At 64.0% G+C, this 23956-nt stretch carries 26 protein-coding genes; 18 read left to right on the plus strand and 8 right to left on the minus strand.

From position 1 onward, the window contains the following. The first annotated feature begins 130 nt into the window (after window positions 1–130). The 4 genes from serB to CAER_RS0112945 all read left to right on the plus strand — a co-directional run bounded on the left by serB (window position 131) and on the right by CAER_RS0112945 (window position 2381). The gene (gene serB, locus CAER_RS0112930; protein WP_027235743.1) at window positions 131–1006 is read left to right on the plus strand and encodes a phosphoserine phosphatase SerB; all 876 of its coding nucleotides are present in this window, start codon (window positions 131–133) and stop codon (window positions 1004–1006) included. Window positions 1007–1270: 264 nt separating this feature from the next. Next, on the plus strand, window positions 1271–1591 hold the full coding sequence (locus CAER_RS0112935; RefSeq protein WP_027235744.1) for an ArsR/SmtB family transcription factor: 321 nt from the start codon (window positions 1271–1273) through the stop codon (window positions 1589–1591). Next, entirely contained in the window at window positions 1588–2025 is a 438-nt protein-coding gene (locus CAER_RS0112940) for an SRPBCC family protein (RefSeq protein WP_027235745.1), read from the plus strand. Before CAER_RS0112935 ends, CAER_RS0112940 begins: the two co-directional genes overlap by 4 nt. 35 nt (window positions 2026–2060) lie before the next feature. Continuing rightward, entirely contained in the window at window positions 2061–2381 is a 321-nt protein-coding gene (locus CAER_RS0112945) for a YciI family protein (RefSeq protein ID WP_027235746.1), read from the plus strand. Window positions 2382–2418: 37 nt separating this feature from the next. On the opposite strand, the gene CAER_RS0112950 is transcribed toward CAER_RS0112945, so the two are convergent. After that, window positions 2419–3417 (minus strand): asparaginase, encoded by a 999-nt coding sequence (locus CAER_RS0112950; RefSeq protein WP_027235747.1) that lies wholly within the window; start codon window positions 3415–3417, stop codon window positions 2419–2421. 180 nt (window positions 3418–3597) lie between these two features. On the opposite strand from CAER_RS0112950, the gene CAER_RS0112955 reads away from it, so the two are divergent. The 3 genes from CAER_RS0112955 to rlmN all read left to right on the plus strand — a co-directional run bounded on the left by CAER_RS0112955 (window position 3598) and on the right by rlmN (window position 5893). After that, on the plus strand, window positions 3598–4128 hold the full coding sequence (locus tag CAER_RS0112955) for an invasion associated locus B family protein (protein WP_027235748.1): 531 nt from the start codon (window positions 3598–3600) through the stop codon (window positions 4126–4128). Between the two features lie 99 nt (window positions 4129–4227). Then, entirely contained in the window at window positions 4228–4611 is a 384-nt protein-coding gene (locus tag CAER_RS0112960) for a lysozyme inhibitor LprI family protein (protein WP_051357779.1), read from the plus strand. Window positions 4612–4705: 94 nt separating this feature from the next. Beyond that, window positions 4706–5893 (plus strand): 23S rRNA (adenine(2503)-C(2))-methyltransferase RlmN, encoded by a 1188-nt coding sequence (rlmN, locus tag CAER_RS0112965; RefSeq protein ID WP_027235750.1) that lies wholly within the window; start codon window positions 4706–4708, stop codon window positions 5891–5893. A 39-nt stretch (window positions 5894–5932) separates the two neighbouring features. Here the strand turns inward: rlmN and CAER_RS0112970 are convergent, their stop codons facing one another. Continuing rightward, window positions 5933–7174 (minus strand): zinc-dependent metalloprotease family protein, encoded by a 1242-nt coding sequence (locus CAER_RS0112970; RefSeq protein ID WP_027235751.1) that lies wholly within the window; start codon window positions 7172–7174, stop codon window positions 5933–5935. Window positions 7175–7508: 334 nt separating this feature from the next. On the opposite strand from CAER_RS0112970, the gene CAER_RS0112975 reads away from it, so the two are divergent. Then, window positions 7509–7718 (plus strand): hypothetical protein, encoded by a 210-nt coding sequence (locus CAER_RS0112975; protein WP_027235752.1) that lies wholly within the window; start codon window positions 7509–7511, stop codon window positions 7716–7718. A 31-nt stretch (window positions 7719–7749) separates the two neighbouring features. On the opposite strand, the gene CAER_RS0112980 is transcribed toward CAER_RS0112975, so the two are convergent. Further along, entirely contained in the window at window positions 7750–8598 is an 849-nt protein-coding gene (locus tag CAER_RS0112980; RefSeq protein WP_027235753.1) for an LOG family protein, read from the minus strand. A 148-nt stretch (window positions 8599–8746) separates the two neighbouring features. Between CAER_RS0112980 and CAER_RS0112985 the strand changes: the two genes are divergently transcribed. The 4 genes from CAER_RS0112985 to CAER_RS0113000 all read left to right on the plus strand — a co-directional run bounded on the left by CAER_RS0112985 (window position 8747) and on the right by CAER_RS0113000 (window position 12874). Beyond that, window positions 8747–9667, plus strand: coding sequence for a threonine/serine dehydratase (locus CAER_RS0112985; protein WP_027235754.1), 921 nt, complete (start codon window positions 8747–8749; stop codon window positions 9665–9667). Window positions 9668–9705: 38 nt separating this feature from the next. Further along, window positions 9706–10305: a GntR family transcriptional regulator gene (locus CAER_RS0112990; RefSeq protein ID WP_027235755.1), complete on the plus strand. Its 600-nt coding sequence runs from the start codon at window positions 9706–9708 to the stop codon at window positions 10303–10305. A 118-nt stretch (window positions 10306–10423) separates the two neighbouring features. Continuing rightward, entirely contained in the window at window positions 10424–11251 is an 828-nt protein-coding gene (gene dapD, locus CAER_RS0112995; protein WP_027235756.1) for a 2,3,4,5-tetrahydropyridine-2,6-dicarboxylate N-succinyltransferase, read from the plus strand. 255 nt (window positions 11252–11506) lie between these two features. After that, complete coding sequence (locus CAER_RS0113000) at window positions 11507–12874, plus strand: formimidoylglutamate deiminase (protein WP_027235757.1); 1368 nt, start codon at window positions 11507–11509, stop codon at window positions 12872–12874. Here the strand turns inward: CAER_RS0113000 and CAER_RS0113005 are convergent. Beyond that, window positions 12871–13404, minus strand: a complete 534-nt coding sequence (locus tag CAER_RS0113005; RefSeq protein ID WP_027235758.1) for a HutD/Ves family protein — start codon at window positions 13402–13404, stop codon at window positions 12871–12873. The two genes, CAER_RS0113000 and CAER_RS0113005, sit on opposite strands and share 4 nt — an antisense overlap. Window positions 13405–13549: 145 nt before the next feature. Here CAER_RS0113005 and CAER_RS0113010 point away from each other — a divergent pair, with 145 nt between their 5' ends. Continuing rightward, a complete protein-coding gene (locus CAER_RS0113010) occupies window positions 13550–13897 on the plus strand; it encodes a hypothetical protein (RefSeq protein ID WP_027235759.1) in 348 nt (115 codons plus the stop codon). A 9-nt stretch (window positions 13898–13906) separates the two neighbouring features. On the opposite strand, the gene CAER_RS0113015 is transcribed toward CAER_RS0113010, so the two are convergent. Continuing rightward, the gene (locus CAER_RS0113015) at window positions 13907–14962 is read right to left on the minus strand and encodes a transporter substrate-binding domain-containing protein (protein WP_027235760.1); all 1056 of its coding nucleotides are present in this window, start codon (window positions 14960–14962) and stop codon (window positions 13907–13909) included. A gap of 273 nt (window positions 14963–15235) precedes the next feature. Here CAER_RS0113015 and dapE point away from each other — a divergent pair, with 273 nt between their 5' ends. From dapE to rnr, 3 genes are read left to right on the plus strand one after another with little or no spacing between them, the layout of a single operon-like run. Then, window positions 15236–16387 carry a succinyl-diaminopimelate desuccinylase gene (gene dapE, locus CAER_RS0113020; RefSeq protein WP_027235761.1) on the plus strand — a complete coding sequence of 384 codons (1152 nt, stop codon included), beginning with the start codon at window positions 15236–15238 and terminating at the stop codon, window positions 16385–16387. Window positions 16388–16393: 6 nt separating this feature from the next. Further along, window positions 16394–16978 carry a TIGR04282 family arsenosugar biosynthesis glycosyltransferase gene (locus tag CAER_RS0113025; RefSeq protein ID WP_027235762.1) on the plus strand — a complete coding sequence of 195 codons (585 nt, stop codon included), beginning with the start codon at window positions 16394–16396 and terminating at the stop codon, window positions 16976–16978. 50 nt (window positions 16979–17028) lie between these two features. Beyond that, window positions 17029–19302 (plus strand): ribonuclease R, encoded by a 2274-nt coding sequence (gene rnr, locus CAER_RS0113030; protein ID WP_027235763.1) that lies wholly within the window; start codon window positions 17029–17031, stop codon window positions 19300–19302. Window positions 19303–19336: 34 nt separating this feature from the next. Here the strand turns inward: rnr and CAER_RS0113035 are convergent, their stop codons facing one another. Together CAER_RS0113035 and CAER_RS0113040 are read right to left on the minus strand one after the other, a co-directional pair. After that, window positions 19337–19759, minus strand: a complete 423-nt coding sequence (locus CAER_RS0113035; RefSeq protein WP_027235764.1) for a DUF1801 domain-containing protein — start codon at window positions 19757–19759, stop codon at window positions 19337–19339. After that, on the minus strand, window positions 19756–20454 hold the full coding sequence (locus CAER_RS0113040) for a glutathione S-transferase family protein (protein ID WP_027235765.1): 699 nt from the start codon (window positions 20452–20454) through the stop codon (window positions 19756–19758). Before CAER_RS0113040 ends, CAER_RS0113035 begins: the two co-directional genes overlap by 4 nt. Window positions 20455–20538: 84 nt before the next feature. Here CAER_RS0113040 and CAER_RS0113045 point away from each other — a divergent pair, with 84 nt between their 5' ends. Together CAER_RS0113045 and CAER_RS0113050 are read left to right on the plus strand one after the other, a co-directional pair. Continuing rightward, window positions 20539–21252, plus strand: a complete 714-nt coding sequence (locus CAER_RS0113045; RefSeq protein ID WP_027235766.1) for a helix-turn-helix transcriptional regulator — start codon at window positions 20539–20541, stop codon at window positions 21250–21252. A gap of 62 nt (window positions 21253–21314) precedes the next feature. Further along, window positions 21315–22646 carry a lytic murein transglycosylase gene (locus CAER_RS0113050; RefSeq protein WP_027235767.1) on the plus strand — a complete coding sequence of 444 codons (1332 nt, stop codon included), beginning with the start codon at window positions 21315–21317 and terminating at the stop codon, window positions 22644–22646. Window positions 22647–22778: 132 nt separating this feature from the next. Here CAER_RS0113050 and CAER_RS0113055 read toward each other — a convergent pair whose 3' ends face one another. Beyond that, window positions 22779–23954, minus strand: a complete 1176-nt coding sequence (locus CAER_RS0113055; RefSeq protein ID WP_027235768.1) for an ABC transporter permease — start codon at window positions 23952–23954, stop codon at window positions 22779–22781. Window positions 23955–23956 lie beyond the last annotated feature (2 nt).

Raw genomic sequence — 23956 nt, forward strand, 5'->3', positions numbered from 1 at the left:
CAGCCGCCCTGAAACGGCGAAAAGGACCGCTCCTTATGACGGCCTCTGTTTTGAACGGCTTTTTGCCGTCTGGCCGATGCCCCGGCGGCCCGTTATGACAAGGGGTATCCAAAGGAAACGGAGCCCGCCGATGTTTGTTGCCAGCCTGCTTTGCAATCCCGCCAGCCCGGTGCTGGAGCCCGCCTTGCCCGAATCGCTGCGCAATGCCTGGGGCGGCGGCGAGGCCATCTGGCTGGCGCCGGGTGTGGCGGCCGAGTTTGCGCTGGAGCAGATGCCGGACAACCGCTGGCCGGTCTGGGAAGATCTGCAGCAGATGGGTGTGGACCTGGTGATCCAGCCGGTGAAAGGCCGGAAGAAGAAGATGCTTCTGGCCGACATGGACTCGACCATGATCCAGCAGGAGTGCATCGACGAACTGGCCGAGGAGGCCGGCGTCGGCGCGCGGGTCAAGGAGATCACCGCCCGGGCGATGAACGGCGAGTTGGATTTCGAGGGCGCGCTGATCGAGCGGGTCGGCCTGCTGCAGGGGCTGCCGGAGACGGTGATCACCAAGGTTCTGGAGGAGCGCATCACCCTGATGCCCGGCGGCAAGCAGCTGCTGTCGGTGATGAAGGCAAATGACGCCTATGCGGCTCTGGTCTCGGGCGGGTTCACGGCGTTTACCGCACGCGTCGCGGCGGAGCTGGGTTTTGACGAGAACCGGGCCAACACTCTGCTGGCGGAAGGCGGCAGGCTGACCGGTGAAGCGGCGCGGCCGATCCTGGGCCGCGAGGCCAAGGTGGAGGCGCTGGAGCAGATCACGGCCCGGCTGGGGATCACTGAGGCGGATGTGATTGCGGTGGGCGACGGCGCCAACGATCTGGGGATGCTGAAACGCGCAGGCGCCGGTGTTGCGCTGCACGCCAAGCCCTCGGTTGCGGCGGAATGCGATATCCGGATCAACCACGGCGACCTGACGGCGCTGCTGTATATCCAGGGTTATTCCCAGGACGATTTTCAAGGCTGAGACCGCTCCCCGGATCGGGATCCGGGGAACTCCCGCGCCCGCAGGTGCGGCTGCTGGCGCAGCCACCCCTTGGCGGCCTTGGGCCCGGCGCTGCGCAAACGCGCAGCGCCGGGCCCAACGGGAGGATGCCGGTTCGCAGAACAGGCTGACGACGGGCGGGAGCACACGCTTAGTAAAACACACCCGGCGCGCAATTTCAGCTGGTCTTACTCAGAGGAAGAATAATAGCTTCCATTATTTAACAATATAGTTAATAATGGTCTCATGACTCCTCTGCTAAAATCCTTCGCCGCCCTGTCGGACGAAACCCGCATGTCGATTGTCGATCAGTTGATCAAGCAAGGCGAGCTACCCGCAGGCGATCTGGCACCCGGCGCCGGAATTTCAGCGCCGGCCATATCGCGGCATCTGAAGGTGCTGCGCGAGGCCGGGCTGGTGAGCCAGCGCGCCGATGGCACTAGGCGGCTCTATTCCGCCCGGCCCGAGGGCCTCAGGATGATTGCCGAATGGACCCAGTCCCGCAAAGCGTTCTGGGACGGCAGCCTGGACCGTTTGGAAGCGGCCCTGATGGAGGACCGTGCATGAGTGATTTGCAGTTGCGGAGAATCTTCCCAGTCAGCCCGGAAACATTGTTCGCGTGGGTGACCACACCGGACAAGCTGCTGAAATGGTGGGGACCGGAGGGGGTTAGCATTCCGGAACACGATCTGGACCTCAGCCGCACCGGGCCCTGGCATTCCGTCATGCAGAACAGCGACGGGCAGCGGTTCCATGTCTCCGGCCAGGTGACCCATGTGGATGTGCCGAGATCTGTCGGCTTCACCTGGGCCTGGCACGATGAGGACGACAGCCGCGGCGCAGAGAGCCATGTGACCTTCACCGTCGCTGCGGCCGGGGACGGCGCCATGCTTCTGATTGATCACCGCGATCTAAGTGACGATGAGATCGCCGCACGCCATGAAGAGGGCTGGACCTCGACCCTGCGCAAGCTGGAGACCCGGCTGGCCGCAGACACATGAAGCACACGTTTCACCGCAACCAAGGGAGAAGACCGATGCCAGAGTTCATTTTTGTCTACCACGGCGGCAAAACCCCGGAGAGCGAGGAGGAAGGCGCCAAGGTGATGGAGTCCTGGAAGAGCTGGATGGGCTCGATGGGCGATGCACTGAAGGTGCCGGGCGCCCCGGTAGGCATGTCCAAGACCGTCAGCGCTGGCGGCGTGGCGGACAATGGGGGCGCCAATCCGGTTTCGGGTTATTCGGTAGTCCAGGCGGTGGACCAGGACGCGGCCTGCGAGATGGCCAAGGGCTGCCCGATGGTGGTGGACGGCAGCGGCTCGGTCGAAATTGCCGAGATCATCGAGATGGAGATGTAAGAAGAAATGCCCCGGTCCTGAACCGGGGCATTTCATTTCAGAACAGCAGTTCCGCCGCGGGGCGGATTGAACCGCATTCCAGCCCACGTCGGCTGTAGAGAATCTTGTTCATGTATTTGCGGGTCTCCGGGTGTTCTGCGTCCAGCACGCCGAGGCTGACCAGCAGCGCCGCAATCGCACATTCGCTGGCGCGGGTGGTGCCATCTGTGATCTTGAGCGCCACGCCCAGCTTTTGTTGCGGCAGGATGGCGATAAATACCGCCTCGGCGCCGGTCTTGATTGCGACCTTGCCGCCCATCGCGCGCATCAGGTTGGTGCAGCAGCGGGTTTCGCCGGCCACCAGCTCAGGGTGCGCGGTCATTGCTGCGACCAGCTGCTGCGCCGCCTCGGATGCGCGGTCGGAGCGGTCCGCGGCGCTGGCAAACCAGGCCATCGAACGGGCCAGCCCGGTGACGGTGGTGGCAAAGTTCGGGGCCGAGCAGCCGTCGATTCCGTAACCGGGGCTGTCCTGGCCGGTGGTTTCCTCAAACGCCGCCAGGCAGGCCTGCTGCACCGGGTGATCCATCTCGATATATTCCGTCCCGGCGCCGAGGTACTGGGTCAGGGTCAGGAAACCCGCGTGCTTGCCTGAGCAATTGTTGTGCACCTGGCAGGGGCTGCTGTCGGATTTGATCAGTTCATTGCGGGCGGGAATGTCATCCGGCAGCTGCGGACCGCAGCGGAAATCGTCGTCCGATAGCCCCAGCTGATCGAGCCAGCTGTTCACCCGGTCCGTGTGGATAAGGGCACCATTGTGAGAGGCGCAGGCCAGCGCCAGCTGCTCGGAGGTGAGGCCGTAGCGCGCGGCGGCACCGGAGGTGATCAGCGGCAGCGCCTGGATCATCTTGGCCGAGCTGCGCGGATAAATCACCGCATCGGGGTCGCCCCAGCTGCGCACCACCTGCCCGGAGGCATCGCAGATGACGGCATGACCCAGATGCAGGCTCTCCAGCAGCGGGCCGCGCCAGACTTCGGCCATGGGCACAGGTTTCGGCATGATCTCTCCCCTTATGTTTTGTTGGCGAAATCCTGCCAAAACGCACTTTCGCCCGTGGTGCTTGTTACGTTAGTGTGCTTGTGTAGCGCAAGCGAGGGGATCGGGACCAGACAGCGGATGAAACGCTGCGGGCCCTTTGCTTGGTTTTGAGGTAAAAGAACAGTCTTGGAGTCGGGACAAATGGCATTGAAACTCGCCCGCGTGGCTGCGGGCCTGTGTCTGGCAGCATTGGCAACCACCGCATCTGCGCAGGAAACTTCGAAGAACCGGGTCGCCGCAAAGGTCGACTGGAGTGTGTTCGAAGGTGAAAGCCCGAGCGAATGCTGGGGCGTGTCCGCACCTAAGGAAACAGTGAACACCCGCGACGGCCGCGTGGTGGCGGTGCGCCGCAGCGAGATCCAGCTGTTTGTCACCTTCCGCGAAGACGCCACCCCCAAGGGCGAGGTGAGCTTTACCGGCGGCTATCCGTTTGCGCCCGGTTCCACCGTCAACCTGGCGATCGGCGACTCCGAGTATGAACTGTTCACCGAAGGCGAATGGGCCTGGCCGGCGACACCCGCGGATGACGCCAAGATCATCACCGCGATGAAGCGCGGCACCGATGCGGTGCTGACCGCGCGCTCCGCCCGCGGCACCCAGACCAAGGATACTTTCTCTCTGCTGGGCTTTACCGCCGCTGTGGAAGACGCCGAGAAGCGCTGCAGCAAGTAAGCGCTGTCCGCATCGGTTTTCAGTAAACCCCGGCCCGCGCCGGGGTTTTCTTGTTTGAAGGCCGCGAGGCGCGTAGCATGGGAACGGGAGGATTACGCCATGCTGCGCAGCGTTTTCGGTTTACTGTTTTTGCTGGCACAACCCGTTTTCGCCGACCCCTTGCTTGAGTGCAGCGATGCCGGCTCTCAGGTGGAAGTGGGCGAGTGCGTTGCCAAAGACGAGGAGCGCGTGGAGGCTGCGCTCGCCGCGGCATTGGGCTTTGCCATGGATGCTGCAGAAGAACTCGACAAAGCCACCGGCCGAAGCGCCGCAGTTTCTGCACTCGAGGCAGGGCAAACCGCTTGGGAGGCCTACCGGGCGGAGCATTGCGCCTTTGTCGGAGCGACATATGGCGGCGGCTCCGGAACGGGCATTGCGATCCGTTCCTGCTGGACAAAGCTGGGCCGCGCCAGGATTGATGAGCTGATGCGCTATGCCGGGTAGCCGCTATGCAAGCAATTTGGCAGGATTCCTTTTGATCTTCGGTCAGAATCCTATATAGAGCCGCATCCGCCCATCAGCATCGAGTCCGAAAGCCATGACCGCCAGCGCGCCGATCACTCAAGACGTATTGACCCTGCCCCGCAAGGATCCCGAGGGCGGCAAGATCAATCTTGTCGGCCTGACCCGCGATCAGATGCGCGAGGTGCTGATCGAACACGGCACGCCGGAGAAGCAGGCCAAAATGCGGGTCGGCCAGATCTGGCAGTGGATTTATCAGTGGGGCAAACGCGACTTTGGCGAGATGACCAACCTTGCCAAGGCCTACCGCGCGCAGCTGGCGGAGACGTTTGAAATCCGTATCCCCGAAGTGGTGAGCAAGCAGGTGTCGACCGACGGCACCCGCAAGTACCTGGTGCGCATTGCCGGCGGCCATGAGGTTGAGGTGGTCTATATCCCCGAAGAAGACCGCGGCACCCTGTGCATTTCCTCTCAGGTGGGCTGCACGCTGACCTGCTCCTTCTGCCACACCGGCACTCAGAAGCTGGTGCGCAACCTGACCCCGGCTGAAATCGTCGGCCAGGTGATGATGGCGCGCGACGATCTGGAGGAATGGCCCACGCCCGGCACCCCCAAGGAGGAAACGCGTCTGCTGTCGAACATTGTGCTGATGGGCATGGGCGAGCCGCTGTACAACTTCGAGAATGTCCGTGACGCGATGAAAATTGCAATGGACCCGGAAGGCATCTCCCTGAGCCGCCGCCGGATCACGCTGTCGACCTCCGGCGTTGTGCCGGAAATTGCGCGCACGGCGCAGGAAATCGGCTGCCTTTTGGCAATTTCCTTCCACGCCACCACCAACGAAACCCGCGACGTGCTGGTGCCGATCAACAAGCGCTGGAACATCGACGCGCTGCTGCAGGCGCTCGCGGACTACCCCAAGGCGTCAAACTCTGAGAGGATCACCTTTGAATACGTGATGCTGGACGGCGTGAACGACTCGGACGAGGACGCGCACCGGCTGATCGACCATATCAAGCGCTACAACATCCCGGCCAAGATCAACCTGATCCCGTTCAACGAATGGCCCGGCAGCCCGTACAAGCGGTCTTCGAACAACCGCATTCGGGCGTTTGCCAATATCATCTATCAGGCCGGCTATGCCTCCCCGATCCGCAAGACCCGCGGCGATGACATCATGGCGGCCTGCGGCCAGCTGAAGTCAGCGACCGAACGCGCCCGCAAGAGCCGCAAGCAGATCGAGGCCGAAGCCGGGATGAAGTGACCCGGCTCCGGCCCCTGCGCGGCAGGGTCCCCGGCTGCCTTAGGTAAAGAGAAAGTCGTCCTGGGTGAGTGTGCCGGTGAAGCCGGTAAGCTCTATCTCGTAGTGTCCGTAGTAGCTGATGAACGTGCTGCCGCCGCTTTGGCTGATCAACAGGTCACCGAACTCGTCCACAGAGGTGCCGGAGAATTCGATCCTGTCGCCGCCGCGCCCGAAATCCGTGATCACTTCCTGTTCGTAGTAATCAGCCGACACAAAAACAAAGGTGTCCGCGTGGCGGCCGCCTGTCAGCTGGTCCGATCCGTCGCCGCCGACCAGGCGGTCGCGGCCGTTACCGCCCACCAGCGTGTCATCTCCGGCTCCGCCGGAGAGAGTATCCCAGCCGCCGCCGCCAACCAGCTTGTCCGCCTCATTTGTGCTGCCGGAATATTCATCATCGTCCAGGCCGCCGATCAGGACGTCCGCTCCCTTGCCGCCGATCAGGCAGTCCTCGCCGTAGCCCCCGACGAGGGTATCCAGACCAGCGCCGCCAATCAGCCGGTCGCCGGCTTCGCGGCCAACCAGTGTGTCGCTGCCGCCGCGGCCTAGAATCTTGGTAGCCTGGCCGACCGCCAAAACGGTTTCAGCTGCGGTGCCGGTGTCGATCACGACCATGCCGCTGGATTTGACCCGCACGCTCCACTCTGCGGTACCCGCGCTGCTGCCGTAGATATGCTGCAGGGCCTGCACGTCAAAGGCTCCCAGCTCAGTCACGTTGTACCCGGCATAAGTATAGGTCATCACAGTGTTTGCCTGGGTATCCAGGTGATCTGCCAAAGTGGTGTCGCCGTCATGCGGATGCTTCAGTCCCAGCGCGTGGCCGATTTCGTGCAGAACAGTCTCATAGCCGAAAGACCCGGGCATAATATTGCCGCCCTCAATCGCCAGGCGGCCTTCGTTTGTCGAGTAGCTGCTGGCCCAGGGATAATCCGCCCACCCGGCTGCCGAACCGCCATCATAGCCAAAGACATTGATCATGGCCGGACCGTCGGTTTCGACGAAGATCACGCCTGAAGCTTCTTCAAACTCTTCCAAGGCCCTGCGGAAATATTCACGCTGCTGGCTGTCGAAGGCCCAATAGCTGGACGCCCCATAGGGGTCGCTGCTTGCGTCGCCCAGATCACTGGCGCTCGTGAAACTGTAGGTCACAACTGAGCTGGTCCCCAGATCAGCCAGGCTGTTCCAGCGGAAACTGTCGTTTGACGTGTACGCCAATAGCGCCGTGTAGTCTGTTACCTCGGACATCAAGTCTCTCCACTGTTCGACCGCCGGTAAGTTTTTGTTTGCAAATGTGGCCAAGTTTAGCCCGATTCCGGGCGAATTCCGTTCGCGTCTGGGGTGCAAATCTCAGATGCCTGAACACAGCTGCAATTCAATGAACATTATTTTCTATGCTGCCGCACGGGACTGCCGGGGCGAAAGACTGCCACCTGCTGTTCTGGCACTGTGGCGGGCTCTCTGTTGCCGGAAAGCACCAGTCAGCCGCCGCCCTATTTTTTCCCAAGACCGGCGCGAATTCCGCCATTTGCCCGGGACAGTTTCCAATACATGGACAAATGTTTTGAAAGGTAATCGTCTAATGGCACCGGTAGACAAGCAGGCCCCGCCCGTTGACCCCAGCGTTCTGGAACTGATCCGCAGCGAGCGGCAGAAAGCGCTCAGCCCGCGGGAGTGGAGATTCCGCCTGCGCGGATATGGCTACGCAGTGAAGACCGTGGCAGGCACCCCGGTTCTGACCCGGCTGACCACCGGGGACGAAATCGGCACGCTGCCGCCGGAGCTGGCCTGAGCCCGGCCGCAGCTGAGTTCAGTTTGCGCGCTCAGCGTTCGCGCCCGGGAAGGGTTTCGCGCGGCGGCGCCGGTTCCCAGTTGTCAATGATCTGAACCGCTTCCTGGGCGGTGTCGACCGCGCGGAACAGGTCCAGATCCTGATCGGAAATGGTGCCGGCATCGGCCAGCGCCTCCCAGTTGATGATCTTGTCCCAGAACTGCTTGCCGAACAGCAGGAAGGGCACCCGCTCCATGCGGCCCGTCTGGATCAGTGTCAGGCTCTCGAACAGCTCGTCCAGGGTGCCAAACCCGCCCGGGAACACGCTGATCGCCCGCGCCCGCATCAGGAAATGCATCTTGCGGATCGCGAAATAGTGGAAATTGAAGCTGAGATCCGGCGTCACATAGCCGTTGGGCGCCTGCTCATGCGGAAGAACGATCGACAGGCCGATGGAATGGCCGCCCGCATCCGCTGCACCGCGATTGCCGGCCTCCATCACACCGGGTCCGCCGCCGGTCACCACGACATTCTGACGACCACCGCTGCGCTTTGACTTTTCCGTCATCAGCCGTGCGAATTCACGCGCTTCATCGTAGAAGTGCGACAGATCTGCCAGCGTCTGGGTGCGCGCCTTATCCTTGTGCTCCGGATCCGGAATACGGGCGCCGCCGAACATCACGATGGTGCTTTCGATGCCGCGCTCGTTCAGCATCAGCTCCGGTTTCAGAAGCTCCAGCTGCAAACGCACCGGGCGCAGCTCCTCCCGGTACATGAACTCCTGATCAGCGAAAGCCAGACGGTAGGCAGGCGACCGTGTCTGCGGCGTGGCGGGCACATGCTCTGCCCGGTTCCGGTCGGTATGGGCATCGCTGAAACGGCTGTGGCGGTCTTCGGTCATGGGCAATCCAGGTAAAAAATTAAAGGACTTCCTTTGTAACCGCCCTCGGCCGTTAGCGCCAATCAAGAATGCATCAGAACGCGCCGTTCCGCTTGCGTCCGGACCCCGCGCGGCTAAGGTTCCGGAGCAGCAGGCAGGAGGGCAGCGCATGGACTGGCAGAAAGAAATCACCGCAGCGGCAGAGCGCATCCGCCCCCATGTGCAGCGCACCCCGGTGATGCAAACACAGGGCTTCGGACTGCCGTTTCCGGTGGAGCTGAAACTGGAGCATATGCAGCACACCGGCAGCTTCAAGGCCCGCGGCGCCTTTAACACACTGCTGAGCCAACAGGTGCCGGCAGCCGGGCTGGTCGCCGCCTCGGGCGGCAATCACGGTGCCGCCGCGGCCTATGCAGCGCACCAGCTGGGCCACAAAGCGCGGATCTATGTGCCGGAGATGGCAGGCCCTGCCAAAATTTCCCTGATCGAACGCACCGGCGCCGATCTGCAGGTGGTGCCCGGCGCCTATGCCAACGCGCTGGAGCGGGCGGAGGCTTACGAGCAGGAAACCGGCGCCATGCAGGTTCACGCCTATGACGCGGTTGCCACCGTTGCCGGCCAGGGCACTTGCTTTGCCGAATGGCAGGCCCAAGGGCTGGAGGCCGACACACTGCTGATTGCCGTCGGCGGCGGCGGGCTGATCGGCGGCGCGCTGGCCTGGTTCCAGGGCTCCCGGAAGATCATAGCGGTGGAGCCGGAAACCTCCTGCGCGCTGAACGCGGCACTTGCGGCAAGACAGCCTGTCGATGTTCACGTCTCCGGCGTTGCGGCCAACGCCTTGGGCGCCAAGCGCATCGGCAGCATCTGCTTTGAGCTTGCGGCAACGCAGGGCATCACTTCTCTGACTGTGCCGGACAGCGCCATTACCGAAGCCCAGACGGCGCTCTGGCGCGATCGGCGGATCCTGGTCGAACCAGCAGGCGCAACGGCGCTGGCGGCGCTGATGTGCGGCGCCTACCGGCCGGCACCGGGCGAGCGGGTGGCGGTGCAAATCTGCGGCGGCAACATCGCCCCGGATCCGCTGGGATAATCCTTGCGGGTAGAGAGCCGCCCCGGTATCGCCATTACATGTCTGCAACCATTGCCGATACGATCTACCAGGCGTTGAGCGAGCGCATCATCACCGGCAGCCTGGCCGCCGGGGAAAAACTGCGCCAGGACCATATCGCCCGCGAGTTCGAGGCCAGCCATGTGCCGGTGCGCGAGGCGCTTTTGCGGCTGGAAGCGCATGGGCTGGCCAAATCCGAACCCCGCCGCGGCACCAGGGTCAGCGCGCTGGACCCGTCGGAGATCCGCGAAGTGATCGAGATGCGGGTGGCGCTGGAGGTGCTGGCCCTCACCCACGCGTTTGCCCGCCTGACACCCGGGGATATCGAGGCAGCTGAGGCCGCCCGGCTGGCCTGCGACGCAGCAGAGGACATGGCTAGCTGGGAGCGCCTGAACCGCACGTTTCACCGGGTGATCCTGGCGCCCTGTGCGATGCCGCGGCTGCTGGCCTCAATCGACGATCTGCATATCGCCGCTGCCCGGCACCTGTTTGCCAACTGGCAGCACCAGTGGACCCGCCGGGTGGACGCCGACCACGCCGCCATCGTCCAGGCGATGACCCGCCGCGATCCCGCCGCCGCCTGCGATACCCTGCGCCGCCACCTGCGCCGGGTGCGCTGACCGGCTGGAACCCCGCAAAACGCCGTCAGCAGCGGCAATTTGGACGCAATCCGGACATGACCTGCCGGCAGATTGCCGCTATGAAGCTGCGACTCAAACCGATGCCGGAGGAACCCCCATGTCCAACGCCCAGCTGGAAGCAGCGATCGAAGCCGCCTGGGAGGCGCGCGACACCATCACCCCCGCCACCACCGGCGAACAGCGTGACGCTATCGAAGACACCCTGAACGCGCTCGATTCCGGTCAGCTGCGGGTGGCCGAGAAGCTGGAAAGCGGCGACTGGCACGTGAACCAGTGGGCCAAGAAGGCCGTGCTGCTGGGCTTCCGCATCAAGGACATGGAAATCCAGGAAGGCGGCCCGCAAGCCGGCGGCTGGTGGGACAAGGTCGACAGCAAATTTGCCGGCTGGGGCGAAGCTGACTGGAAATCCGCCGGCTTCCGCGCGGTGCCGAACTGCGTGGTCCGCAAGTCCGCCTATATCGCGCCCGGCGCGGTGCTGATGCCCTCCTTCGTGAACCTCGGCGCCTATGTCGATGAAGGCACCATGGTCGACACCTGGGCCACCGTCGGCTCCTGCGCGCAGATCGGCAAGAACGTGCATCTCTCGGGCGGCGTCGGCATCGGCGGCGTGCTGGAACCGATGCAGGCAGGCCCCACCATCATCGAGGACAACTGCTTCATCGGCGCCCGTTCCGAGGTGGTCGAAGGCTGCATCGTGCGCGAAGGCTCGGTTCTGGGCATGGGCGTGTTCATCGGCAAATCGACCAAGATCGTCGACCGTGAGACCGGCGAAGTGATGTATGGCGAAGTGCCACCCTACTCCGTGGTTGTGGCGGGCTCGATGCCGTCGAAGAACAACATCAGCCTATACTGCGCGGTGATCGTGAAGCGTGTTGATGAGAAGACCCGCTCCAAGACCGGCATCAACGAGCTGCTGCGCGACTGATCCGCGCTGAAATTCTGAACGACAGGAACGCGCCCCTTGCCGGGCGCGTTTTTCTTTTGCCTCCGGCGGCAGGGGCTTTGCCCCAAACCCCAGGATATTTCCAGCCAGATGAAAACTAGATCCTCTATTCATCTGGCCCGGAGATATCCCGGGGTGAGGCCGTCAGGCCGAGGGGCAGCGCCCCTCCTATGCAAAACCCTTGCCGCGCAATAAGCCTGCCGCTAATAGTATTACATCTACACATAAGAGGGTCAGATGCAGACCATATTTGCCCAGCGCGCCCGCCTGCCTAAGGGATGGGCTGAGAACCTCCGGCTGACGGTTGAGAATAGCCGGATTTCGTCCCTGGAAACCGGTGCCGCGCCGCAGGCAGGGGATGCCAAGGTGGACGCGCTGCTGCCATCGCTGGGCAATCTGCATTCGCACAGCTTTCAGCGCGCCATGGCCGGGATGACCGAGTACCGCGCAGCTGGGAAGGACAGTTTCTGGACCTGGCGCGAGCTGATGTACCGCTTCATGGACCGCATCACCCCTGAACAGTATGAGGCTATCGCCGCGCTGGTCTTCATGGAAATGCTGGAAGCGGGCTACGCCTCCGTTGGCGAATTTCACTACGTTCACCACCGGCCCGGCGGCGCGCAGTTCGGGTCCATGACGGAACTTAGCGAGCGGGTGTTTGCCGCAGCCAGCCAGACCGGCATCGGCCTCACCCACCTGCCAGTGCTTTATAGCTATGGCGGGGCTGGAAAACAGGCTCTGAGCGGGGGGCAGCAGCGGTTTGGCAACTCAGTCGCAGAGTTCTCCGCGCTCGTCAGCCGCGCCCGCGAAATTGCCACACGGGACCTTCCGGAGGATGCGAGCGTTGGTATCGCACCTCATTCGCTGCGGGCCACTTGCCCCGAGGATCTGGCGGAGGTGCTGCAGATCCAGGACGGGCTGCCCGTGCATATCCACATCGCCGAACAGCCCAAGGAAGTGGCGGACATCAGCGGTTGGCTGGGCGCGCGGCCTGTAGAATGGCTGCTGGAAAACGTGCCCGTGGATGGCAAATGGTGCCTGATCCACGCCACCCATATGACCAGTGCTGAAACCATCGGCATGGCCCGCTCCGGCGCCGTTGCAGGCCTCTGCCCGATCACTGAGGCCAACCTGGGCGACGGCCCGTTCAACGGTGTGGAATACCTGGCGCATGATGGGGCCTTTGGGGTCGGGTCCGATTCTAACGTGCGGATTTCGCTGCCGGAGGAGCTGCGGACGCTGGAATATTCCCAGCGCCTGCGCGACCTGGCGCGCAACGTTCTGGTACCGGGCGAGGGCTCGGTTGGTGAGACTCTGTACCTGGGCGCGGCCAAGGGCGGGGCGCAGGCGCTGGGGCGCGATGGCGGGCGGATCGAGGAAGGCGCGCTGGCGGATCTGGCGGCAATTGACAGCGGCGTGCCCGCTCTTTGTGCGCTGGAGCCGGAGCAACTGCTGGACGGGCTCTGCTTTGCGGCAGGAGATGACACTGTGACCGACGTCTGGAGCGCAGGCCGCCATGTGGTGCAGCAAGGCCGTCATATCGCGCGGGACAGCGTGATTGCAGGCTACAAGACGGCAGTCAAAGAGCTGCTCTACAGCCTCTAAACTGGCAAAAACCGCACTTGGATGACAGCACCGCCGCCGGTGATCACCGCGCTGGCGGCGCTCTCCGTCACGACACCTTCTCCGGGGCCGAGACGGTCTGTACCTGCCATCTCCACGCTGCCGGAGACCACTAACAGCACTTGCCAGCTTTCCGGACCCGGAACTAGGCCGTCTGCCAGAATTCTGGGTTCTGCCGTCACCCGTCCCGGGTCGTAGATCACGTTGAACGCCCTGCAGGGCCCATCTCGCAAGCGGCAGTGCAAATCCACTCCGCCATCGAAGCACAGTGGCTCCAGAGGCCGGGCCTCCAGCTGCGTGCTGTCGTTGGACAGGGTGTGGCCAGCGCCTTCGACAACGCAATGGATACGGGCGAGTCCCGGAAAGGCGGAAAACGGGCCGCTTTGGGCGATTTCCGCCAGACTGAGGCGCCAGACCTTCCGGCCGCCTTCCTTGTGCACGGCCAGTTCGCGGGTCACACCGCCGCCGTTCTTCCAAGGCACTGCCTGAGCGGTTAAAGCGGAGATGCGCATCGGGCTATCCTTCTGACAATCGGATAAGCCCAGCCATAATGCGGAGAGGTGAAATACCGCAAGCCTTCCGTTTCCTGCTCAACCGGCCTGCGCTGCCCGCGCTATTTGATTGACCATCCCCCTGCCCCGGCGCTATGGCGGCGGCATGGAAAAGAAGAAACCCTCCCGCCAGCAAGTCTATACCCTGCTTGTCCAGATCGGCCGCAAGGACGGGGACGGGCTACCCGACGGTGCCACAGGTGCGGCGCTGATGATCTATGCCTCCGGCGTGGACGAAGCCGAGGCGGTGCGCGAGACCGTGGCGATCCTCAAACAGGCCGATACCGCGCCGCTGGATGTAACCGGTTATGGCACGCTGGAAGAGCGCGAGTCCGAGGGCCATGAGATCGGCGACGAGGAACGCGCGCTGATGCAGCGGGCATTGGAGGAGAACGCGGTGATCGTGGCGCAGATGACCCCGTTCTTCGACGGTGAGGAGCCGGTGTTCCACTGAGAGCCGGCCTCAGTTCTGGCTGCCGAACCATTTGCGGTAGAGGGTGTCGTAGCTGCCGTCCTCCTGCATCGCGAGGAGCGCCTGATTGACCTCCTCCACCAGCGGCGAGCCGGCCGGGAACACCAGGCCGTAATTTTCGCGCAGGAAGGGCTGGCCGATTGTGTGGCCGTATTGGTGGCCGCCCTGCTGGACGTAGTAATTCAGCACCGGCGCATCAAAGACTACAGCGGTCACGTCTCCACGTTCAAACCCTGCCAGCATGTCTTCCAGCCCGGCATAGGCGGAATAGTCGATCTCGCGCCGGTTCAGGAACCCGGCGGCGGTGGAGCCGTCGATGGTGCCTACGGATTTGCCATAGAGGTCGTTCACCGAGTTCACTGAGCCGCTGATCGCCTCCACCGTCATCACCGCAGTGATCTTGGCAACAAAGACCGAGACGATGAACAGCGAGGACACCACCAGCACCACCCCGAACACGCGCCCGACCGGCGTGCGCGGCACCCGTTCCTCAAACCCGCCGTTCACCACAAGGTTCAGCGCCCACCAGAAGGAGGGAAACCAGGCCTCTTTCAAGGGGCGGTCGAAATAGGGCTGGGCGCGGCGTTCAAAGGCCCACATCACCATGCCGCCGCCGAACAGCAGCAGAAAGGCGATGCCGATCGCAGCAGCCAGGTCCCAAGAAAGCAGCGCCCGCACCAGTGACGGCTGGCGGATCTCATCGGCCTGAATCATGATTTGCAGGCCGCTTTCGAAGATCGGCTGACTGAAGTCCATCAGCACCTCGCGCGAGGCGGTGATCGAGATATTTGCGGCGGCCAGATCGGCTTCGCCGCTGCGGACGCCGTCCAGCATGCCAGCAAAACTGTCCGTGCGGTTGATGCGGTACTCCCAGTCAAGCCGCTCTGCCAGGAGCTTGAGGAGTTCAAGCGAGAAACCGGTGTCGCGCCCCTCCGCCACCATCGAGAACGGCGGCCGGGTGACAGTGTTGACCGTCAGTACCTGCGCAGACAGCAATTGCCCCCACAGCAGGAGGAAGGCGGCGGTGATCAGGCGGAGGTACAGCACGGGAACGCTCGGATGGGCCTCTGGGACGGTTTTAACGTCCTTAGGCGGTTCGCCTTTTTCACGCAAGCGCCTTGGCGCGAAGGGGTAAACGCGTGGCCCGGGCACAGACGGGCGGCTGTGCGGCCTGCTTCCGCCGGAACCACGCGCGCGCGTCCGTCATGAAGACCTTGCACGGCTGCTGCAACCGCTCCGGCTGCGTTGGCATTTGCGTGAATTGCGCCGTGTGCCGATCCGCGCTAGGCCTGTGGCCAACGGAACATCAGGAGCCTGTCTATGCCGCAAACCGACCCCGCCCGCCTGACCGCCGATCTGATCCGCTGCCCTTCGGTCACGCCGGAAGAAGGCGGCGCTCTGGTGCTGCTGGAAAAGCTGCTGAGCGCGGCAGGCTTTGAGTGCACCCGCGCCGACCGTGGCGACGTCTCTAATCTGTTCGCCCGCTGGGGTGCCAAGGGGCACGCCAAAACCTTCGGCTTCAATGGCCATACCGATGTGGTGCCTCTGGGGGATGAAGCCGCTTGGACCATGCCGCCCTTTGGCGCGGAAGAGAGAGACGGGTTCATGTACGGCCGCGGCGCCACTGACATGAAATCTGGGGTCGCCGCCTTTGCTGCTGCTGCCATTGATTTCGTCAAGGAGACCCCGCCGGATGGCGCCATCATTCTGACCATCACCGGCGACGAGGAAGGCGACGCGGAAGACGGCACCACTGCGCTGCTGGACTACATGGAGCGCCAGGGTGAGAAGATGTCGGTCTGCCTGGTGGGTGAACCCACCTGCCCGAATGAGATGGGCGAGATGATCAAGATCGGCCGCCGCGGTTCCCTGACTGCCTGGTTCACGGTGACCGGCGTGCAGGGGCATTCCGCCTATCCGCACCGCGCCAACAACCCGCTGAATGCAATGGCGCGGCTGATGGACCGGCTGGCCAGCCATGAGCTGGACCAGGGCACCGAGCATTTCGATGCGTCCACCCTGGCCGTGGTCACCATCGACACCGGCAACACCGCCACAAACGTGATCCCGGCGCAAAGCCGCGCCACTGTGAACATCCGTTTCAACGACGCCCATTCCGGCGCCGGCCTGACGGAGTGGCTGCAGGAGGAGGCGGACAAGGTTGCCGCGGAGTTCGGGCTGGAGATCGGGATGAAGGTGAAAGTCTCCGGCGAGAGCTTCATCACCCCGCCAGGGCCACTGTCGGATCTGGTCGCACAGGCGGTTGAGACGGAGACGGGCCGCAAGCCGGAACTGTCGACCACCGGCGGCACTTCGGATGCGCGGTTTGTGAAAAATCATTGCCCGGTGGTGGAGTTCGGCCTGGTCGGCAAGACGATGCACCAGGTGGATGAACGGGTCGAGGTCGCGCAGATCCATCAGCTGAAATCCATCTATGCCCGCATTCTGCAGGACTACTTTGCGAGCGTCTGATTTCACGTGAAACGCACCCTGATCATCATGGTCAAGGAGCCGCGTCCCGGCCGGGTCAAGACCAGGCTGGGCCGGGACATCGGCAGGATCCCGGCCACCTGGTGGTTCCGCCACCAGTCCGCCCGGCTGATCCGCTCCCTGCGCGATCCACGCTGGCAGATTGTATTGGCAGTCGCGCCCGATACTGCAGTGTTTTCTAAAGCCTGGCCTGCAGACATGCCCCGCCTGCCGCAGGGAATTGGCGATCTGGGCGCACGCATGAAGCGGGCGCTGTCCGGCCTGCCGTCCAGGCAAAAAGGTCCCGTCTGCCTGATTGGCGCCGATATCCCGGGTATCACCCGCGCACATACCGCCCGCGCTTTCTCAGCCCTTGGCAGCCACGATGCGGTATTCGGACCCGCAACGGACGGCGGTTACTGGCTGGTGGGGGTCAAGCACCCCGGCCGCATGCCCCGCGGCCTGTTCGAAAACACCCGCTGGTCCACCGAACATGCGCTGGCAGATACTCTGCGCACCTTGCCCGGCTGGCGCATTGCGCTGACGGATACCCTGCAGGACGTCGACACCGCGGCTGACCTGCCACAGCGCTGAGTCGTGCTTTTCACCATGACGCCGCCCCGCCGCCGTGCTACGCGGGAAACATGAGCCGTATTCCATCCAAGGCCGAGATCCTCGACTGGATCTCCGCCAACCCGACCCATACCTCCAAACGCGACATCGCCAAGGCCTTTGGCATCAAGGGCGCCGACCGCATCGACCTCAAGCGCATCCTCAAGGAGCTTGAGGCCGAGGGCCACTTGCAGAAGCGCAAGAAGACCTACCGCGACCCGGACCAGCTGCCGCCGGTGACGGTGCTGCAGGTGAAGGCGCCGAACGAGGACGGTGATCTGTATGGCCGCCCGCTGGAATGGCATGGCGAGGGGGTGGAGCCGATCATCCTGATCCTGCCCAAAGCCTCGGATCCCGCCCTGGGCGAAGGCGACAAGATTCTGGCCAAGCTGCAAGCGGTGCCGGATCAGGACCACAACTATGAGGCCCGGCTGATCCACCGGATCGGCACCAGCGCGAAAAGGGTGCTGGGCATCTTTCGCGCGGGGTCCGAAGGCGGACGGATCGTGCCGATCGACAAGGCAGCCTCGACCGAATGGACGGTGGCGCCGGATGCCGCAAAGGACGCCCGGGACGGGGAACTGGTCGAGGCCGAACAGGCGGGACCCAAGGGCCGCATGGGCCTGCCCCGAGCCCGCATCGTGGAACGGCTGGGCGACCCTGCCGCGCCCAAGGCGGTGTCGCTGATCGCCATTCACCAGCATGGCATTCCCGACCACTTCCCCGACAAGGTGGTGGCTGAGGCCGACACGGCCAAGCCAATGGGACTGAAGGGCCGCGAGGATCTGCGAGATCTGCCGCTGGTCACCATCGACCCGGCAGATGCGCGCGACCATGACGACGCCTGCTTTGCCCATGCCGACGACGACCCCAAGAACCCGGGCGGCCATGTGATCTGGGTGGCGATTGCCGATGTGGCGACCTATGTGCGCCCGGGTTCGGCGCTGGACCGCGAGGCGCGCAAGCGCGGCAACTCCAGCTATTTCCCCGACAGGGTGGTGCCGATGCTGCCCGACCGGCTGTCGGGCGATTTATGCTCTTTGCACGAAGGCGTGCCGCGCGCCTGTATCGCAGTGCGGATGCAGGTCGATGCCGAGGGCAACAAACTCGGGCACAAGTTCGTGCGCGGGCTGATGCGCTCTGCCGCCTCGCTGAATTATGCCGAAGTGCAGGAGGCGCAGGACGGCAGCCCCAACGAGAAGACCGCACCGCTGCTGGAGGATGTGATCAAGCCGCTGTTTGCCGCGTATAAGGCTCTAACAAGGGCAAGAGCCGAACGCGAGCCGCTGGATCTGGACCTGCCCGAGCGCAAGATCGTTCTGGATGATGATGGCCATGTCACGTCGGTCGCCTTCCGCGACCGGCTGGATGCGCACAAGCTGATCGAGGAGTTTATGATCCTCGCCAACGTGGCCGCTGCGGAGACGCTGATTCAGAAGCGTTCGCCGCTTCTGTTCCGGGTGCATGAAGAGCCCGCACCCGAACGGCTGGAGGCGCTGCGGGAAACCGCGCGCGCGGCAGGCCTCAACCTGGCCAAGGGACAGGTGCTGCAGACCCGGCATCTGAACGCGCTGCTCAATCATGCGGCGGGGACGGATGATGCGGAGCTGATCAACATCTCCACCCTGCGGTCGATGCAGCAGGCCTATTACAATCCGGAAAACTTCGGCCACTTTGGCCTGGCGCTGCGCAACTACGCGCATTTCACCTCGCCGATCCGCCGCTATGCCGATCTGATCGTGCACCGCTCGCTGATCTCGGCGCACGGCTGGGGCAATGACGGGCTGACGGAGGAAGAGATTGAGCGGCTGGAAGAAACCGCCACCCATATCTCCGACACCGAGCGGCGCTCGATGATTGCGGAGCGGGACACCACTGACCGGTATCTGGCGTCTTACCTAAGTGAGCGGGTCGGCAATGAGTTTGAGGGCCGGATCAGCGGCATCGCCCGTTTCGGCGCTTTTGTGAAGCTGGATGAGACCGGAGCGGACGGGCTGGTGCCAGTGCGTTCGATCGGGCGGGAGTTCTTCCATTTCGACCCGCAGGCCGGCACGCTGACCGGGTCCGACACTGGACTAACCCTGGCCATCGGCCAGCGGGTGACGGTGCGGCTGACCCAGGCGGCGCCGGTGACCGGCGGGCTGGAGCTGGAGCTTCTGGCGCTGGAGAATGCGCCCATGCCGTCCGGAGGCGGCCAGCGCGGCCGCCGCAGCCCGGCGGGCCGGACTGTCAAGCGCAAGGCAGCGAAATCCAAGCACAAGACCGCCAAGGTGAAGCGCAAGGTGGAACGCAAGCGGCGGAAATGACCAGCTGTCCCCACAGGGACAGACCGCAATCTTGTCAGGCCGGAATCTCCAGAGGCGGGCTGATGCGGTAGGTCAGCGCCCGCTTGATCAGCCATCCATGGCGGATCGGCTCGACCTCTGCCGGGTGGTTGAAGAGTACTGCGCGGGTGCCCTCGAACCGGTCCCAGGCCGGGAAAGCCGCAGCGAATTCCGGGATCAGCCGGCTTTGGCAATGCACAAACAGGGCAAAGCGCGCGCCCTTGGGTATACCCAGCCGGATCGTGGAGCCGGCCTTGGTTTCCGGTGTGAGGTAAGAAGGCTGGCCCCAGCGCAAGGCTTCTTCGATCCTCCCGGCCTCCGGCGTTTGCGCGGCGGTGTCAAAGATCAGTTGCCGCAGCACCAGCAGGCCAACCCGGGCCTGACTGTCCGGCACATCAAACGCGGCTTCGATTTCGGGACTGGCAAAGGGCGGGATCATGGCAGCGGCACCGTTTCAAACACGCGTTTAACATAAGGCTTGAGCACCGTATCGTCGAGAATGCGGGCCACCAGATCTGTGCGGACCGGGGTTGTCCCCATCGCCTGCAGCATTGAGGCGACGCTGAAATCGGCGCTGGAGATCTGCGGCCCGAACAGGAAGTCCTGCCCCTTCAGCAAAGCGGTGATAGCCTGCAGGTCCTGTTCAACACGCTGGTTCCGCTCGTCCTCGCTGAACCGCGCGGTGCCCTGGAACACCAGACCGTTATGCACCGAGCGGCGGATGGCGCCGGTGACCGGGCGGCGGATCAGGGCGGGAATTTCATGGAAGTACTTGTCGCGAATCGTGGGCCAGACCGCGTCATTGTCCCAGCGGTCGCGCACCACGTGGAAATAGAGCGTGTCCTCCGCCATCCGGATCAGCATCTGGGCCTGCGCCCGGTCCCGCGCACCGAGGGCGGCGTCAAAGTCGGTGCCCTGCTGCTCCAGCCAGGCGCGGATGGCGCTGCTGTCCGGCACCAGCCCGCCGGGCGTGCGCAGCACCGGCAGCTTGCGGTGCGGCATCCCGCGGGGGTCATTCAGGTCTTCACGGGTCCAGTTTTTGCCGGAGAATGTCAGCAACAAAGCCGCTTTGACGCAAAACGGGCTGAGGCTGAAAACGGCGCCGTTGCGGGGATAGGTCAGTAGGGTCAGCATGGGAGGCTCCTGTCGTGTCGGGTTGCGGGCAGACTAGATCCGCATGGTGACAAAAACTGTCATCAGGCGTAGAGAGAATAGGCTATGTCCCGCACTCACCGCCTCTTTCAGCTGATGCAGGCCCTGCGCCTGGGCCCCGGTCCGCATACCGCCGCGGAACTGGGCCGCGACCTGGGCGTTTCGGCCCGCAGCATACACCGCGACATTGCCACGCTGCGCGAGATGGGGGCGGTGATTGATGGCGAGGCGGGCTATGGCTTTACCCTGATCGAGGACAATGCGCTGCCGCCGATGGGCTTTCGCGACACTGAGCTGGAGGCGCTGGTGCTGGGACTGCGCGAGGTGGAGCTGATCGGCGATCCGGAACTGGCGACCGCGGCCTCGGAAGCATTGCGCAAGCTGCAGGCGCGGCTGCCGCCCCGGCAGGCGCACCGGCTGCGCCATGCGGTGCTGGCACCCTACCGGTTCGAGCGCCCGGTGCCGCCGGCGATTTCGGCACAGGACCTGCGGCAGGCGGCCTGGGACGAGGTGGAGGTGCGCTTTGGCTATACCGATGGCTATGGTGCGGTGACCGAGCGGCAGGTGAAACCGCTGAGCGTGGTCTATTTCGACCGCTCCACCGTGCTGATTGCCTGGTGCGGCCTGCGCGACGCCGTGCGGGTGTTCCGGCTGGACCGGATGCGGGAGCTGGAAGTGACAGACCAGAGCTTCCGCCCGCACCGGGTGCCCATGCTGCGGGATGCACTGGAGCAAATGCGCGAGGAACGGCAGGCGGCAGCCCGCACATGCAAGGACTGACCTCTTTACCCGGGCCCCGCCGCCGCTAGACTGGAGGCGAGCAGTGTATAATGAGGTGCATCATGCGCAGATGGGTTGCAGCGTCCCTGGTGGCAGGCGGAGCAATGGCGGCAGAAGCCGCGCCGGACAATTCCCTTAGGCCCGCTCAGCGGCCGGAAGCGGTCAAACAGGAGGCGCAGGATGAGAGCTATCAGCTTGCATCGGCGGCCACGGCCATGAGGCCCGCGGCGCGACCAGCGGCCCCCAAAGCGGTGCAGCCGGAGCCGGCTGCGGCAGAGCTGAACTTCCAAGGCTGGATCAATGGGTTCCACGACCGCGCCCTGGCCCAGGGCATCAGCGCGCCGGTGCTGGAGAGCGCCTTTTCCGGGGTCCGCTATGATCCGGAAGTGATCCGGCGTGATCGCAACCAGTCGGAATTCACCAAAACGATCTGGGAATACCTGGACAGCGCAGCCTCTGAGCTGCGGGTGAAGAACGGCAAGGCGGCGCTGCGGCAGCACCAGGCGCGGCTTGAACAGATCGAGGCCAAGTACGGTGTCGAGAAAGAGATCGTAGTGGCGGTTTGGGGGCTGGAGAGCAGCTATGGCACCTTCCGCGGCAAGATGGATGTGATCCGCTCGCTGGCGACTTTGGCCTTTGACGGGCGGCGCGGCGCGTTTTTCGAGAGCCAGCTGGTGGCAGCGCTGAAGATCCTGCAGGCGGGCGACGTTGCCGCCCGCAAGATGACCGGCAGTTGGGCCGGGGCCATGGGGCACACCCAGTTTATCCCGACGTCCTACCTGGATTACGCGGTGGACTTCACCGGCGACGGCAAGCGCGACATCTGGTCGGACAACCCGGCGGATGCGCTGGCCTCAACCGCGGCATACCTCAAGCAGTTCGGCTGGGTGAAGGGCCAGCCCTGGGGCGTGGAGGTGGCGCTGCCCAAGGGGTTTGACTACACCCTTGCCGACAGGGACATCGAGAAACTGCCCTCCGAATGGGCGGCCCTTGGCATCAAGGGACTGGACGGGCGCGCGGTGCGCGATCACGGCAAAGCCTCCATCCTGCTGCCGGCGGGCAGCGCGGGGGCGGCCTTTATGATCTTCCAGAATTTCGCCGTGCTGGAGCGCTACAATACTGCGGATGCCTATGTGATCGGGGTCGGGCATCTGGCCGACCGGATCAAGGGCGGCGCGCCGATCCAGGGCAGCTGGCCGCGCAGCGACCGGGCCCTGACCCGGTCGGAGCGGGAGGAATTGCAGCAGCGACTGACCTCTGCCGGTTTTGATACCGAGGGGGTCGACGGGCGGATTGGGCCGAAGACGATCGGTGCGGTGCGAGCCTATCAAGTGGCCAATGAGTTGACACCGGATGGATATGCCTCACCCCGGCTGTTGCAGCTGTTGCGGTAAGGGGGGCGCGGAGGGGGCCAGCCCCCTCTTGGCCTAGCGGCCAATTCACCCCCGGGATATTTTCAGCCAGATGAACAAGGGAAAGGCCCCGCTTGGCGGGGCCTTTTAGGTTTTTCATCCTGTGGTTGGCGATTAACTGGGCGACATACCACGCAGGCGTTCAGAGCGGCGGCGCAGCATCTCGACCGTGGTCAGAAGCGCAATGGAAATCACCACCAGGATCGTTGCCACCGCAAGGATGGTGGGCGATATCTGCTCGCGCAGGCCGATGAACATCTGCCAGGGCAGCGTCTTTTGCCCGGCCGAGCCGACGAAGAGCACCACCACCACCTCGTCAAAGGAGGTGATGAAGGCAAAAAGGCCGCCGGAGATCACGCCCGGCAGGATCAGCGGCATCTGCACCCGGAAGAAGGTGGTGACAGGCCCTGCGCCCATGTTCGCCGCCGCGCGAGTCAGCGAGCGGTCGAAGCCCACCAGGGTGGCCGTGACGGTGATGATCACGAAGGGGATGCCCAGCGCGGCGTGTGCCAGTACCACGCCGAGATAGGTGCCTTGCAGGCCGATCCGGCTGTAGAAGAAATACATGCCCGCAGCGGAGATGATCAGCGGCACGATCATCGGCGAGATCAGGATCGCCATGATCGCGCGGCGGAACGGCACATGCGGCTGGCTGAGGCCGATGGCCGCCAGGGTGCCGAAGCCCACCGACAGGAGTGTCGCCATCGGCGCGATCCTCACCGAATTCCACAGCGCCTGCTGCCAGTCGTCGTTGGTGAAGAAGTCGCGGTAGTGCTTGAGCGAATAGCCTTCGGGGTCGAAGCGCAGCATCTCCGGGGTGAAGGTGAAGAAGTCCTGAGCGTTGAAGCTGAGCGGCATCACCACCAGGATCGGCGTGATCAGGAAGACAAAGATCACCCCACAGATCACCCTGAAGGTATAGTGCCACAGCACCTGCCCCGGGGTGAGATACGGCGCCAGATGGGCGCGGTAGCGGGAGGTTGCGATCCAGAACACGAACCAGCCGGCGAACCAGCCGAACAGCGCGCCGATCACCGCGGCAACAAAGCCGCCAAGAACGAAACCTGCTGCCGCGAAGACCGCAATCAGCAGCCAGCGCAGCGGGGTTTCCTTGTCCGTCATGCTGGCAAAAACGAAGCCGATCACGCCCAGCAGCGCTGCGCCGATCAGCACCCCCATAAGGCCGGAGCCCTGGGCGGTGCCGACGAAGAGGCCGAAGAAGGCCCCCGCGGCGGCGGCAGTGGCCGCAGTGAAGCCGGGGGTTTGGTTTTCAACAGGTGTCAAAGCCATTT

Source organism: Leisingera caerulea DSM 24564 (assembly GCF_000473325.1).
Taxonomy (GTDB): Bacteria; Pseudomonadota; Alphaproteobacteria; order Rhodobacterales; family Rhodobacteraceae; genus Leisingera; species Leisingera caerulea.